The 13,757-nt window shown below is 63.2% G+C and carries 12 protein-coding genes; 3 read left to right on the top strand and 9 right to left on the bottom strand.

From position 1 onward, the window contains the following. The first annotated feature begins 170 nt into the window (after positions 1 to 170). Complete coding sequence (locus HV711_RS18060) at positions 171 to 710, top strand: class IV adenylate cyclase (RefSeq protein ID WP_015004099.1); 540 nt, start codon at positions 171 to 173, stop codon at positions 708 to 710. Between the two features lie 51 nt (positions 711 to 761). On the opposite strand, the gene HV711_RS18055 is transcribed toward HV711_RS18060, so the two are convergent. Together HV711_RS18055 and HV711_RS18050 are read right to left on the bottom strand one after the other, a co-directional pair. Further along, entirely contained in the window at positions 762 to 1,253 is a 492-nt protein-coding gene (locus HV711_RS18055) for an Lrp/AsnC family transcriptional regulator (protein ID WP_013590075.1), read from the bottom strand. A gap of 258 nt (positions 1,254 to 1,511) precedes the next feature. Further along, a complete protein-coding gene (locus tag HV711_RS18050) occupies positions 1,512 to 1,736 on the bottom strand; it encodes a DUF3717 domain-containing protein (RefSeq protein WP_035480386.1) in 225 nt (74 codons plus the stop codon). 128 nt (positions 1,737 to 1,864) lie between these two features. Between HV711_RS18050 and HV711_RS18045 the strand changes: the two genes are divergently transcribed. Beyond that, complete coding sequence (locus HV711_RS18045; protein WP_013590077.1) at positions 1,865 to 2,551, top strand: response regulator; 687 nt, start codon at positions 1,865 to 1,867, stop codon at positions 2,549 to 2,551. Between the two features lie 132 nt (positions 2,552 to 2,683). Next, the gene (locus HV711_RS18040; RefSeq protein ID WP_028361414.1) at positions 2,684 to 4,174 is read left to right on the top strand and encodes a sensor histidine kinase; all 1,491 of its coding nucleotides are present in this window, start codon (positions 2,684 to 2,686) and stop codon (positions 4,172 to 4,174) included. A gap of 66 nt (positions 4,175 to 4,240) precedes the next feature. Here the strand turns inward: HV711_RS18040 and HV711_RS18035 are convergent, their stop codons facing one another. The 7 genes from HV711_RS18035 to mnmC all read right to left on the bottom strand — a co-directional run bounded on the left by HV711_RS18035 (position 4,241) and on the right by mnmC (position 13,544). Beyond that, positions 4,241 to 4,798, bottom strand: a complete 558-nt coding sequence (locus HV711_RS18035) for an SET domain-containing protein (RefSeq protein WP_028361413.1) — start codon at positions 4,796 to 4,798, stop codon at positions 4,241 to 4,243. A 229-nt stretch (positions 4,799 to 5,027) separates the two neighbouring features. Continuing rightward, the gene (locus HV711_RS18030; RefSeq protein ID WP_035480385.1) at positions 5,028 to 6,140 is read right to left on the bottom strand and encodes an NADH:flavin oxidoreductase/NADH oxidase; all 1,113 of its coding nucleotides are present in this window, start codon (positions 6,138 to 6,140) and stop codon (positions 5,028 to 5,030) included. A 95-nt stretch (positions 6,141 to 6,235) separates the two neighbouring features. After that, positions 6,236 to 6,949, bottom strand: a complete 714-nt coding sequence (locus tag HV711_RS18025; RefSeq protein WP_035480384.1) for a glutamine amidotransferase — start codon at positions 6,947 to 6,949, stop codon at positions 6,236 to 6,238. Positions 6,950 to 7,072: 123 nt separating this feature from the next. Then, entirely contained in the window at positions 7,073 to 7,711 is a 639-nt protein-coding gene (locus tag HV711_RS18020; RefSeq protein WP_035480383.1) for a MarR family winged helix-turn-helix transcriptional regulator, read from the bottom strand. 540 nt (positions 7,712 to 8,251) lie between these two features. Then, positions 8,252 to 9,367, bottom strand: coding sequence for a YbdK family carboxylate-amine ligase (locus HV711_RS18015; protein WP_013590083.1), 1,116 nt, complete (start codon positions 9,365 to 9,367; stop codon positions 8,252 to 8,254). A 99-nt stretch (positions 9,368 to 9,466) separates the two neighbouring features. Next, entirely contained in the window at positions 9,467 to 10,672 is a 1,206-nt protein-coding gene (locus HV711_RS18010; protein ID WP_013590084.1) for a cation:proton antiporter, read from the bottom strand. An 874-nt stretch (positions 10,673 to 11,546) separates the two neighbouring features. Next, positions 11,547 to 13,544 carry a bifunctional tRNA (5-methylaminomethyl-2-thiouridine)(34)-methyltransferase MnmC2/FAD-dependent 5-carboxymethylaminomethyl-2-thiouridine(34) oxidoreductase MnmC1 gene (gene mnmC, locus HV711_RS18005; protein WP_035480382.1) on the bottom strand — a complete coding sequence of 666 codons (1,998 nt, stop codon included), beginning with the start codon at positions 13,542 to 13,544 and terminating at the stop codon, positions 11,547 to 11,549. Between the last annotated feature and the right edge of the window lie 213 nt (positions 13,545 to 13,757).

The following is a 13,757-nucleotide window of genomic DNA, read 5'->3' as shown; positions in this document are numbered from 1 at the left end:
ACGCTTCGCTGCGGGATGAAACCGCGGCGTCACGCAGTTTTTGTTAGATTGGCGGTTCGCTCACGCGCCCGTCTCGCCGCTTTTCCGTTCCAACCGACTCTGTCTTTCCCGGCAGCTTCGCCGCACATGACGCAAGCCGCCGGCCATTCCATTCCCGACAGGAGCCCGACATGGCACGCAACATCGAAATAAAAGCCCGCGCCCAGCATTTCGAGCAGCTGCGCGAACGCGCGGCGCAGCTCGCGCCGGACGCGCCGCTGATCTTCCGCCAGCAGGACTTTTTCTACGACGTCCCGCGCGGGCGCCTGAAGCTGCGCCAGTTCGACGACGGCACGCCCGCCGAACTGATCTTCTACCAGCGCGACGACCGCGACGGGCCGAAGGCCTCGTACTACACGCGCAGCCCGGTGACGAATCCCGAAGCCATGCACGCGCTGCTTGCGACGGCGCTGACCACGCGCGGCATTGTGACCAAGGAACGGCACGTGTATCTCGCGGGACGCACACGCATTCATCTGGACCGCGTCGACGGCCTTGGCGATTTCGTCGAACTCGAAGTGGTGCTCGGACAGGACGACGACGAGGAGCACGGCCACGCGGAAGCGCATGCGATGTTCGCGAGCCTCGGCGTGCCCGAAACGGATCTCGTGGCGGTGGCCTATGTCGATCTGCTGAGCAGCCCGAACGGCGAGCCGAAGCAGGCTGCATGAAAGCGCCAAAATGCGCGCTAGGGCCTGCGCGCCAGGGCCGCCCGAGCCGCTTCAGCCCGCGGCCGTTCCCGGCGACAGATGCGCAAGCGGCAGCGGCCCGTTGCGCTTGAACGTGGTGAGCACGATGTTCGAGCGCACGCTATCCACCCCCGGCACGCGCATCAGCTTCTTCATGACGAAGGTGGACAGGTAGTTGAGGTCGGGCGCGACGATGCGCAGCAGATAGTCGGCGTCGCCCACCACCGCGTGGCATTCCAGCACTTCGGGCAACACGTCGATCTGCTGCTGGAACTGCTCGATGATCGAGTCGCCGTGATGTTTCAGCTTGAGGCTCGTAAAGGCGGTGACGCCCAAGCCGAGCTTTTCCGGCCGCAGCACGACGCGATAGCCGTCCACCACACCGACCTGCTCGAGCCGCTGCAAGCGCCGCCCAATCTGCGACGGCGACAGCGGCACCTGTTCGGCAAGCTGCTGATGCGTGGCGCGGCCAAAACGCTGCAGTACGTCGAGCAGCGCGAGGTCGAAGTGGTCGAGATCCAGCATGTAGAAAATCTGCATCGAATTCAAGTTTGATGCACGATTATTGCATGGCGTAGGCACCACGCGTCGGATCACCCGGAGCGATTCAACGCGTAGGACAAGGTGGAGATCACTCTGTCGAAGCACGAAGCGAATGGCCTCATGACGCGCGACATTAAACCGGCGCGGTGTATCGACCGTGTGCCAGCCCACGCAGCCACCGCTCAGAATTCGTCGTATTGAAAGGGCTTTGCAGGCAATGCCGTAGACAAACCTTCAGTTCTACAGGCCATTCTTAAGGCGCACGTAAGAATCCCATGCCTGCTGTGCATTCGCGTCCAAACGATCCCGCGATAGCGTGTTCCGACGCTGTACAATCAGGAGCGCATACGGCTTGGAGAGCGCGCTTGCCTCCTTGCACAGAACGAGTTCGTCCCCGCTCGCGGGTGGGCGGGCGCGCCAGAAGTTGATCGCGGCTTCGAGTTCCTGAATGCTGATCTCGGACATGGCTTCGATTATCCGGAGGGCGCGAGCAAGCTGCTCGATGCAGCAGACGGGCGAACCAGTCTGTGAAGCAGGCGCCCCGGCGAACCGCTTGCCCGAACGCCTAAACCCATTGTACTTGAGCGAAATCCATGCGACTCCTTCTGATCGAAGATGACCGTCCCATCGCACGCGGCATCCAAAGCAGTCTCGAACAAGCCGGCTTCACTGTCGACATGGTCCACGACGGCATTTTCGCCGAACAGGCCCTCACGCAAAACCGCCACGAACTGGTGATTCTCGACCTCGGCTTGCCGGGCATCGACGGCATGACGCTGCTCTCGCGCTTCCGTCAGAGCAATCGCCATACGCCGGTGATCATCCTCACCGCGCGCGACGAACTGAACGACCGCGTGCAAGGCCTCAATTCTGGCGCGGACGACTACATGCTCAAGCCGTTCGAGCCGACCGAACTCGAAGCGCGCATTCGTGCCGTGATGCGCCGCAGCGGTCCGCACGGCGACATGCCGCGTCCGGAAGTGTCGCTCGGCGGCGTGCGCCTGTCGGGCGTGGATCGCCGCATTTTCAACGACGACAAGCCGCTCGAACTCTCGCCGCGCGAATTCGCCGTGCTCGAAATGCTGCTGCTGCGCCATGGCCGCGTGGTCAGCAAGGCGCAACTGCAGGACCATCTGACGCATTTCGGCGGCGATCTCGGCGACACAGCCATCGAGGTCTATGTGCACCGCGTGCGCAAGAAGCTCGAAAACTGCCGCGTTGAAATCGTCACCGTGCGCGGTTTCGGTTATCTGTTGCAGGAAATCCGCCAGGCCGCATAATCGTCGTGAAGGCCGCCATCCGCCGGCGGCCCGACGGCGCCGGGCCGGCGCAGCGCACCGCGTGTGCGAGTTGCCGGCATCCGGTGAAACTTCAGGGCGCCTCGCGCCTGCTCTTTCCCCGCGCGCTCGATCATGCCCCAGCCGGCCGCCAATAGTCTGCGCCGCACGCTGCTGCGGCGCCTCGCTGCTCCCCTTTCGCTGCTCGCGCTGATGAGCGGCCTGATCGCCTACTGGCTCGCGTGGCAGTACACGCAGCACGTGGTCGACCGCTCGCTCGCCGATCTCGCCACCGCCATCTCCAAGCAAATTCAGATTGCGGGTCCGGAAGCGCCCATTACCGTGCCGCCGCTCGCGCAAGCCATGTTTTCCGATCCGATCGAGCATCTGGTTTATCGGATCAGCAACGGCGAAACCGAAATTGCCGGCGATAAAACGCTGCCGCTGCAAGGCACGAGTGTTCGGCGTATGCACTATGCGTACGTGTTCGAAACGCAGCACCAGGGCGTGACGGTGCGCGTCGCGCAAGTGCGCGTCGATCAGCCGGTCGGCAACCCGATCGTCGTCGAGGTCGGGCAGCCGGTCCATCACCGCTTTCGCATCGCCGCCGAGTTTCTCGTGGCGATCATGATGCCGCTGCTGTTGCTGCTGCTCGCGGGCTGGGTGATCGTGTGGCGAGTGGTGAATCAGCAGCTCAACCCGCTGACCGATCTCGCCGATTCGCTGAACCGCCAAACGCACACTTCGCTCGAGCCGGTCGACGAAACCTATGTGCCCGTCGAGATCCGCCCGTTGACCGGCGCCGTCAACGCGCTGCTCGGCCGTCTCAAGACCGCGCTTGACGGTCAGCGCAAATTTATCGCCGATGCCGCGCATCAGCTGCGCACGCCGCTCACGGCCGTCAAGCTGCACGCGGAGCAGGCCGCCGTCGCGCGCGATCCGCAGCAGACGCTTGCCGCGGTGCGGGAGCTGCGCGCGGCCGCCGATCGCGCGGTGCGCCTGTCGAATCAGCTGCTGTCGCTCGCGCGGGCGGAACCGGCCGAGCAGGCCGCGCGCTTCGTCAATGTCGACATGGCCGCGCTCGCCTTCGACACCGGCGCGGAATGGGTACCGCGCGCGCTGGCCTCGCACATCGACCTGGGTTTTCAGCGGCTCGACGATCCCGCCAACGATCAGCCGTTGATCGCGCGCGGCAATCCCGTGCTGCTGCATGAAGTGATTGCGAATCTGCTGGATAACGCGCTGAAGTATGTGCCGCCTTCGCGCTTCGACGGCGGGCGCATCACGGTCACCGTGTCGCAAACCGTGGTGGACGACGTGCGCATGGCCGAGATCGTGGTCGAAGACAATGGCGCGGGCGTGCCTCATACGCAGCAGGCCGATCTGTTCAAGCGGTTCTTTCGCGGCGACGGTCAAAGCGACGCCGGCGTGGACGGCGGCGCCGGGCTCGGCCTCGCCATCGTGCACGACATCATGGCGCTGCATCACGGCACCGTGCATTACGAAGATGCGCCGGAAGGCGGAGCGCGCTTTATCGTGCGCATTCCGCTCGTGAAAGCCGCTTTGCCGAAAGACGCGAACGACCTCAACAAAAAACCGGCGCACTCGGCGCCGGTCGATCTGTAGCGATAACTTATTGGAACGCGCTGCGCGGGCGTCATTCGCACGACGAACCACGCAGCTCGTCGCGTGTTACTTCTTTTTGGCTTTCTTTGCCGCTTTAGCGGATTTCTCAGACTTCGCGGACCTGGACGCTTTGGTCGCTTTAGTCGCCTTAGCCGCTTTATCCGCGCCCTTCTCCTTCTCCGGCGGCGCCAGCATGGTGCCGCGGCATTTGCGCGAGCCGCAGCGGCATTCGTATTCCTTCTTCAGCTTCTTGGTCTGGCGCGCGTCGATCACAAGGCCGTAGTCATAGAAGAGCTCCTCGCCCTCGGCGATGTCGCGCAGCGCGTGCACATACACGTGACCGTCGATCTCTTCCGCTTCGCAGTTCGGCGCACACGAGTGGTTGATCCAGCGCGCGCTGTTGCCGTTCACCTTGCCGTCGATCACCTTGCCGCTGTCGAGCGCAAAGTAGAACGTGTGATTCGGTTCGTCAGGATTATGCGGATGACGGCGCAACGCTTCTTTCCAGGAAATCCGCTCGCCCTTGTATTCGATTAGCCGCTCGCCGGCCGCAATCGGTTCGAGCGCAAACACGCCTTTGCCGTGCACACCGGAACGACGCACGGCGATCCTGCGTGAACTCATTGAATGAATCCTTGTGAAGAACTGGGGATGAAGTCCGGCAGCCGTCGGAAACGCCCGCGTCTGACGCGCTGATTTTTCTGGCGCTGATAGCAAACGCGGCGCCCTGCGAGCGCCGCGTCGACACTGCGACGCACATGCGCCACATCCGGCATCCTACACGGTCAAGACGGCTTCGTTCAACCGTCAAAACCATATGCCGCGTGAGCATGTGCGATGCGCGCGTGCTGCTTCAACGTTGCCCGAATGAAATCTCGCCGAACAGCGCCTTCTGGTCGCGCGGCTGCGAGCGCCAGTACTGCGGCGGCGCCTCGACTGTCGCGCCGAGTTGCGCGGCCGCATGCCACGGCCAGCGCGGGTTGTACAGCAACGCACGAGCCAGCGCGATGAGATCGGCGTCGCCCTCTACGATCAGCTGCTCAGCGTGAACCGGGTCGGTGATGAGTCCGACGCCGATGGTGGTGAGGCCCGTCGCTTTCTTGACAGCCTTCGCGAACGGAATCTGATAGCCCGGCTCGAGCGGAATCTTCTGCAACGGCGAGACGCCGCCGGACGATACGTCGATCCAGTCGCACCCGCGCTTTTTCAACTCATGCGCGAACGCAATGGTGTCGTCGAGCGACCAGCCGCCTTCGACCCAATCCGTGGCGGACACACGCACGCCGACGGGTTTGTCGGCGGGAAAAGACGCGCGCACGATGTCGAAGATTTCAAGCGGAAAGCGCATGCGATTTTCGAGCGACCCGCCGTAGTCGTCGTCCCGTTGATTGGCGAGCGGCGAGAGGAACTGGTGCAACAGATAGCCGTGCGCGGCATGCACTTCCAGTGCGTCTATGCCGAGGCGCGCTGCGCGCCGCGCGGACGCTGCAAAGGCTTCGCGGATGCGATTGAGCCCCGGCGTGTCGAGCGCGAGCGGCGGTTCTTCGCCGGCCTTGTGCGGCAAGGCCGAGGGCGCGTGCGGCAACCAGCCGCCTTGCGACACCGGAATCAGCTGGCCGCCTTCCCAAGGCGCATGACTCGACGCCTTGCGCCCCGCGTGCGACAGCTGCATCGTCACGTTGATATGCGAATGCTTGCGGATCGCGGCAAGCACTGGCCTGAGCGCGGCCTCGGTCGCATCGTCCCACAAGCCGAGATCGCCGGGCGTGATGCGGCCGTCCGGTTCGACCGCCGTCGCCTCGATGCACAGCATGCCCGCGCCGGACAAGGCGAGGCTGCCAAGGTGAATCATGTGCCACGCGGTGGCCTCGCCGCGTTCGGCGGAATACTGGCACATCGGCGAAACGACGATACGGTTCGGAAGCGTCACGCTGCGCAGCGTGAGTGGAGAAAATAGCGCGCTCATGGATCACCGCCCAGTAGAAACCCGAGAGCGATCGAGCATAGCACCGTGAGTCGTTTGCTGCAGGCAGCCCACGCTCATGATCAACGTGATGCCGCTCAGGGTTTCGCTTCGACCTGATCCAGCCATTCGCCGAACATGCGGCAAGCCGCGGCCTCCAGAGCCGGACCGAATTGCGCGGTCTCGGCGCGCAGTTGACGCGCGTCGATTCCATGACCGACGAGCTCGCCCGCATTGCCGATCAGCCATGGCTCGAAGCGATCTGTGCGGATCTCCGGATGACATTGCAGCGCGAGCACATGGCGGCCCCATGTGAAAGCCTGGTTCTCGCATGCACGCGTGGAGGCGAGGCGCGTCGCGTTGGCGGGAAGATCGAAGGTGTCGCCATGCCAATGCAGCATGGACGTATGCGCGCCATCCAGATGACGCACCGGCGACGAACGACCGGCATCGGTGAGCCTGAGCGGCTCCCAGCCGAGTTCCGTCTGGCCCGCCGGATACACCCGCGCGCCGAGCGCCCGCGCGATCAGTTGCGCGCCGAGACAGATGCCGAGTGTAGGAAGCCCTGCTTCGATGCGCTTTTCGATCATCGAAAGCAGCGGCACGAGCGTGGGATAAAGCGCGTCGTCGGTCGCGCTGATCGGGCCGCCGAGCACGACCATCAACGACGGCGTGACGGGGTTTGGCGCCTCGATGCGGGCAAAGCCGACGTCGAGATAACGGACTGGGCGCCCGCGTTCGCCGAGCACCAGCTCGAGACTGCCCAGATCCTCGAAGTGCACGTGGCGAATGGCCAGAACTTCCTGATTCATCAGCCGGTCACCTTCAGGTTGACTGCAGACTGCCGCTACGCGGCGCCGGAAAGGCCGGCAGACGGCGTGTGCCGTCTGCCGCTGCCGGTTGCAGTGTAGCGGATTGCCCGGTGAGCAGCCGCCTTACTGGGCGAAGATCTTCCAGGTCTTCTTCTGGTTGGCGACATCCGCGGTTTCATGCACCGCGCAATCCAGACGCAGGTCGGTATCTGCCATATTCAGATCGAGCAGCTTGCAGTGATGCGGCGCCTTCTTCGGATTCTTGCTCGGCTCGAAATGCGTGCAGCTCAGGCACATGCGGTGCGGCGGAATCGTGCCCTGCGCTTCCAGTTGATAAACCGTCTTGAGCAGCGTTCGGTAGAACATGGCCTGCTCGTCGTCGCGCAAGGTGCCAACTGCCTTCGCAAGGAAGTCCGGCCATTGCGCGGCGCGCTTCGCAGCTGTACGGCCACGAGCGGTGAGGCGCACGGCGAGCGCGCGGCCGTCATCGAGCGCGCGGCGTTTTTCGACCAGCCCCTTGGTTTCCAGCGTGCTGACAGCGTCGCTGGTGGTCGCCGCGGTCAGTGCCGTTTCGCGCGCGATTTCCCCAAGCCGCATCGGGCCCTTTCGCTGCATCAACAGAACCAGGATTTCGCCCTGCGTGGGCGTGAGCCCCGCGCCTTCGGCCCATTCCCAAGCCTGGCTTCGCATTGCCGTGCTGAGTCGCAAGAGGCTGTGGGTGACTCGCCCGGTTGCCTGTTCTCCGTATACGCCTTCGCTCATAATCTTCGATTGGTTTATTTACAGCTTTTGTGCGGTGCCGGCCGATTGCTCGCCGGGAACGCCCGTAGCCTGTGTGGGGTAGCCCCGCCCAAAACAGGACGAGACGGTCTCAACTATCTCAAAAATTCACCGCCTTGCAAGCCAAAGCAGTTAAGACGACATTCTATGCGAGAGCGGCGAATCGTACAGCTAAGTTATCCAATGTAATCTGTGGATAACCGTGGGACAACATCGGGGAAGACATGTGCGCCGATTCTTGATAAGCATCCGTACCACACTTACCAGTCCTTAAGTTGTCCTCGCCGAGCGCCGCCCGCCCACTGCTCACCGGTCCACTTATGGTTTACGCAGCGCCTTGACTTTGCAGGGAATTATTCAGTTGTCCGCAGCCTGCGGCGCTGCTTGTTAACTACTACTACGTTTGTATACGTACATATTTGAAAAACCTTAAGGGCACCGAACTGGAAATTTTAATGACGAAAAAAAACCCGCGCGTGGCGGGTTTGTTACGGTTGAACACAAGCAAAGACGCCCGATCGGTCAGGCTCGCCACTTCAGGCACTGCTGCCGCACCACTTCGTGCAGCGATTTTTCCTTTTCGACGACGCCTCTTAGCCACGTTGCATCGTTGATCTGGCCGCGTGCAATCGCGCCGATTTCGGCAAGCGCATGGCCCGAACCCAGCGCGTCGCCGTGCGGCGCGATCCGGTCGAGCGTTTCGAGGATATCTTCCGAAATGGTCTTGCGTTCGCCCGTCTGCGGATTGATGCAGGTGCCGGCAAGACCGAAGCGGCAGGCCTCGAAGCGGTTGAACGTGTAGACGAGGTAATCGTCTTCATGCGGCGTGACCGGCTTGTCGAGCAGCAGATGCCGCGCGAGCGTCTGGATGTAGCACGCAATGGCCGCGGCGCGATCCACGGAAAGCGGCGTGTCCATGACGCGGACTTCGATGGTGCCGAAACCCGGCTTCGGCCGGATGTCCCAGTAGAAGTCTTTCATGCTGTTGACCACGCCCGTGTGGACCATTTTCGAGAAATATTCCTCGAAACTGTCCCACGTCAGCACGAACGGCGCGCGGCCCGACAACGGAAAGGCAAACACGGAATTCAGGCGTGCCGAATGAAAACCGGTGTCCACGCCCTGCACGAACGGAGACGATGCGGACAACGCAATGAAATGCGGGATAAAGCGCGACATCGAATGCAAAAGGAATAGCGCGCTGTCAGCATCCGGGCAGCCGATGTGCACGTGTTGGCCGAACACCGTGAACTGCTTGGCGAGATAGCCGTATAGCTCGGAAAGATACTGGAAACGCGGCGTATCCACGATCTGCCGCTCGCTCCATTGCTGGAACGCGTGCGTGCCGCCGCCGCACAAGCCGACATTCAGATGATCCGCTGCCGAAACGAGCGTGTCGCGAATCTTGCGTAGATCGGCAAGCGCCTGCTCGTGATTCGTGCAGATGCCCGTAGAGAGTTCGATCATGCTCTCGGTAATTTCCGGCGTGATATTGCCGGGGATCTTCTGATCCTTGACGAGGCGCAGCAGATCCGAGCCGGCTTTGGTCAGATCATAGTCATGCGTATTGACGATCTGCATCTCGAGTTCGACACCGAAAGTGAACGGCTTCGAATCGATGAAGGGTTCGAGTGACATGGCGTCCCCTTGAGTGAGGTCGGCCGGGCGGTTGTCGGAAGCCCGGCCGTTATGTGAAGCGAATAACCTGAATAACGCGCGATTTGAATCGCCAAGCGCCTACTCTTCGCGCCGTTCGGCAACCAGCGCGAGGCTGCGATAAACGAGCCACGGCCCGAGAATCTGCAGCACGACGATCGAACACATGACGATGGCCCGCAGTTGCGGATCGAAATTCGGATACAGGTTGTAGGTGTCGTCGACGAGCAGATAAGCCAGCGCCGACATGGGCGAGAGCGACAAACCGAGCGCCATGCCCTGCTTCCAGTTCAGCCCGCTCGGCTTCGCAAACGCGAGCACGCCGACGAGCTTTGCGACCAGACGCGCAACAATCAGGCCCAGCGCCGCGACGCCGCCGAGCGCAATGTCTTTCCATTCGAACGATGTCAGCGTGAGCACGAACAGAATCACGGTGAGCAGCCAGCCGGCGGTGCCGAAGTGCTGAGGCCACAGCTGCGGCCGCGCTTCGTGATTCTTCACGATGATGCCGGCCGCCAGCAGCGCGAGAATCGTCGACAGCTTGAACAGATGCGCCACCGCAATGGCCAGCAAAACGAGGCCGAAGAGGGCGACGAACGAATGCTCGTCCTGCATGTTGAGCCGCCGGTAAAAGAAGGTGCAGGTGCGCGCGAGCAGATACGCGAGCACGAGCGAGCCGACCAGCAGATAAAGCGGCTGGAGAATCGTTGCGAACACGTTGCCGTACGCTTCCTGATGCAGCCAGCTCGACACGAGCTTTTCGATCACGACCGCATACATGCTGTTCAAGGCGGTAAGCGTCAAAAGACGCTGCGTGACCTGCCCTTCCGCGCGAAGCTCGGTCTTGAGCTGGATCACCATGGCCGGCGAAGTCGCCATGGCAATGGCGGCGAGCACCGTTGCGACCATCAGCGGCACGTTCAGGAACAGCAGCACCGGCAAGACCAGCGCGAAAGTGAGTGTGGCTTCGGCGACGCTCGACATTACAAGCCAGGGATTACGACGGATCCAGCGCAGATCGAGCCGGCTACCGAGTTCGAACAGCAGCAGGCCGAGCGCCACGTCGAGCAACGGCCGCGCTGCCTTGGCCGAATCGGCGTCGATCACGCCCGAACCGGCGGCGCCGGCAATCAGACCGATGACCGCGTAGCCGGAAATACGCGGCAAACGCCACGCGCGATAGCACAGCTCGCCGCACAAGCCCGCGGCGAGCAAGGCGAGACCAGCCCAAAAGATGGCGTCGGGTGCGAGCGGCCAGGCTGGAAAAAATGAAAACGCCGAATTCATCGTTATGGGTTCTCCTTTGCAGCAACGGCAGATGACACGAACCAGCGTGAGCCGGCGCGAACACCGGCGAGCGGGTGGACGCACGAGACGTTCCACCGGCGTACATCGCTTCGCGTGATCCGCGTTGCGAATTTTCAACGATCGGATGATTCGAACGCGCCGCAGTCGCAAGGATTCCGGCGCATTCAGGGGTGCGGCCGTCGCAGTCGGCACGGCACGGTGAAAGAACGCCGTCGACGTTGAATCAGAGTCTGATTGAACGGCACCGTTCCGTAGCAGCGGGTACCGCTAGAGGCGAGGCACCACGCGGAAAAAGAACGGCGATTGTGCCATAGCTTTTTCGGCTTCGACCGAAAACACACGAACATGCAGGCAAAACGGTAAAAAAGTGCTTTATCTTCGTGAGATGCGGAAAAAGCGCCCGCTTTCCCGGCCGAGCGCACAGGCATTGCCCGGCTGTTGCGCGAGTGCAGCCGGTGATCTCGAAGCAGTGTGCACTGCTCGCGTGTGCTTTTCAGGACAGCACTTAGCACGAGGGTTTCAGGCGTCGCGCGATCTGTGCGGTGGCGCACAGTCCGGCTCAGGCCTTGGTGTTTACGCGTTTACTGTATGTATACGTAGTAGCAGTTAACAAGCTGCCCGCTTTTCTGTGGATAACCGTTGTTTACTGAAGCGAATCAGCATGTTGCAGACTTCATAACCGCGCGCACAGCGTGTGCGGCGACGACTCGTATACGCGGGTAACTTTTGGCGAAATTTTGCGGCGTTCGAGTTACCCCGTTTACGTCCACAACGGTTCCACACGAGTTGCAGCGGTAAACAGCGCGGTTATCCACAATTTGCGGTGGATAACCGTGGCGCACGCTGCGGTGAGTTAACCGACGACGCTTCCCTGCCGCAACGCGCGCAGCAGAAACCGCGCAGGGTCGATGCCTTCGGCGAGATCCCGTTCGAGCGGCCACGGCTCGCCTTCGATCTGCGAAGCGATCAGCTCCGCGCCGAGCGCAGCCCATACGAGACCGCGCGAACCGTAGGCGAATGCGCTGTAGAGGCCCGGCGCACGCGGCAGATCCAGTGGCCATGCCCCGCGCAACCGTTCGGCGTCGCGCGCGGCGAGTGTTTCGTCGGCGATGTTGCCGATCATCGGCATGCGGTCGCTCGTCACACAGCGGAACGCGACGCGGCCCGTGACGGCCGCGGCATCGGCGTGATTCGTGGGATAGAGGTGAGCGGCCGAGCGCGCAAACGCAGGCAGCATGTGCGCAACGCGCTCAATATTTTCCAGATGACCCGCTGGACGAAGCGACGTCTCTGCGTCGTCGAGCTCATAAGTGGCGCCCGTCAGCGTGACGCCGTCGGGCAGCGGTATCGCATAACCTTCGCCGATCACAGGCAACGCGAGCGACGGCGCGGCGCCCGGTGGCAGCGAAGTAAGCTGGCCGCGGATGCTGCGCGTCGGCGCGTGACGCAAGCCGGCAAGGCGCGCGGCCTCGTGAGCGCTCGCGACAATCACGACCGGCGCGCGCGCGAGCGGCTCGCCCGCCGTGTCGAACACGGTCCACTGATCGCCGGAATGCTCGATGCGCGCGACGTCCACGCCGAAGCGCCGCTCGAGCAGATCACCGGCGGCGGCGCACTGGGCGGCGCAGAGCGACGCCGGGTCGATCCAGCCGCCGTGCGGGAAAAACCAGCCGCCGCGCGCGAGCGGCGTACCGGCGAGTTTTTGCGCCTCGTCGGCGGAAACGGGCGTGACGAACTCGGGCGGATAGCGCAGCGCCGCGATGGCTTCGCTCATCGCGCGCGCTTCGTCTTCGTTTTCGGCGATCTGCAAAAGACCAGGGCCGCCGCGCTTCGGCGCGTGGCCGCGCCGTTCCAATGCGGCCCAGCGCCTGAGCGCGTACAGAAAACCCGCGCGCGTGACGCGCGAGGCGACGCTGTCGTCGCGCGAGATCATCGGGTGGAAGACGCCGGCCGGATTGCCTGATGCATCCTGGGCAACCGACGCATGCCGCTCCAGCAACGTCACCCGCCAGCCGCGCGCCGCGAGCCGCTCGGTGAGCGCGCATCCCGCAAGGCCGGCGCCGATCACCACCGCGTGCCGTTCGCCGGGCGCGAGCGGTCCGAGCGCCACGGGCGGCTCATGGCGGCGCACGCGCCAGCGCGGCGCAAAGTGGCCGACCAGCATCGCGCGTTTCCAGCCGAAGCCGTCCACCTTTCTGTACTCGAAGCCGGCCTGCGTCAGGGCGCGCTTGATGTCGCCGGCGCTGCTGTAAGTGGCGAAAGTCGCGCCCTCGCCGGCCAGCCGCGCGAGCGACTTGAAGACGGCGGGCGTCCACAGTTCGGGATTTTTGGCGGGCGCGAAACCATCCAGATAAAACGCGTCCGCGCGCAGCCTCAGGTTCGGCAGGCTCTGCTGCGCGTCGCCGAAAACCAGCGTGAGCACGACGCGCCCATCGTCGAATTCCAGCCGATGTGTGCCCGGCACGAGCATCGGCCATTCGCTCGCCAGCGTGTCAGCGAGTGCCGCGATCGCCGGATCCGACAGGATCGCGGCGTAGGCCCGCCGCAGATCGGCGAGCGCGAACGGATGCTTTTCCGTCGATACGAAATGAAGCCGCTCGCAACGCGCCGGGTCCGCCCGCCATGCGGCCCACGTCACGAGAAAGTTAATGCCCATGCCGAAGCCCGTCTCGAGCACGGTGAAGACGCGCCGGCCGTGCCAGCGTTCGGGCAGCGCGTTGCCGCTCAGGAAAACATAATGAGCCTGGTCGAGCGCGCCGACGGCGCTGTGATAGATGTCGTCGTAGAGCGGCGAAAAAGGCGTGCCGTTGTCCCGGAACGAGAGCACGGCTGGGATCAGCGGATCGGTCATGCGCGACGCAAAGTGACGCCCCGTAATGCGGGTGCAACGTTACCGCCAGCGCGCGCGGCTCGCCGGGCGGCGAAAAAGACGCGCCGAGCGTTGGCAAAAACCAACGTCAAAGCCCCGTCCACACTGGGTTTCGGGCTAATCAGCGAGGCCGGATCAGCAAAAAGTGCCGTTTCCTTGCTGTATCTGTTCCAAAACCGCGTAATTCTTCGAAAC

Source organism: Paraburkholderia phenoliruptrix (assembly GCF_902859825.1).
GTDB classification, from domain to species: Bacteria; Pseudomonadota; Gammaproteobacteria; order Burkholderiales; family Burkholderiaceae; genus Paraburkholderia; species Paraburkholderia phenoliruptrix.
Note: the sequence above shows the minus strand (reverse complement) of the source record. Positions and strands in the feature narration are given on the sequence as shown.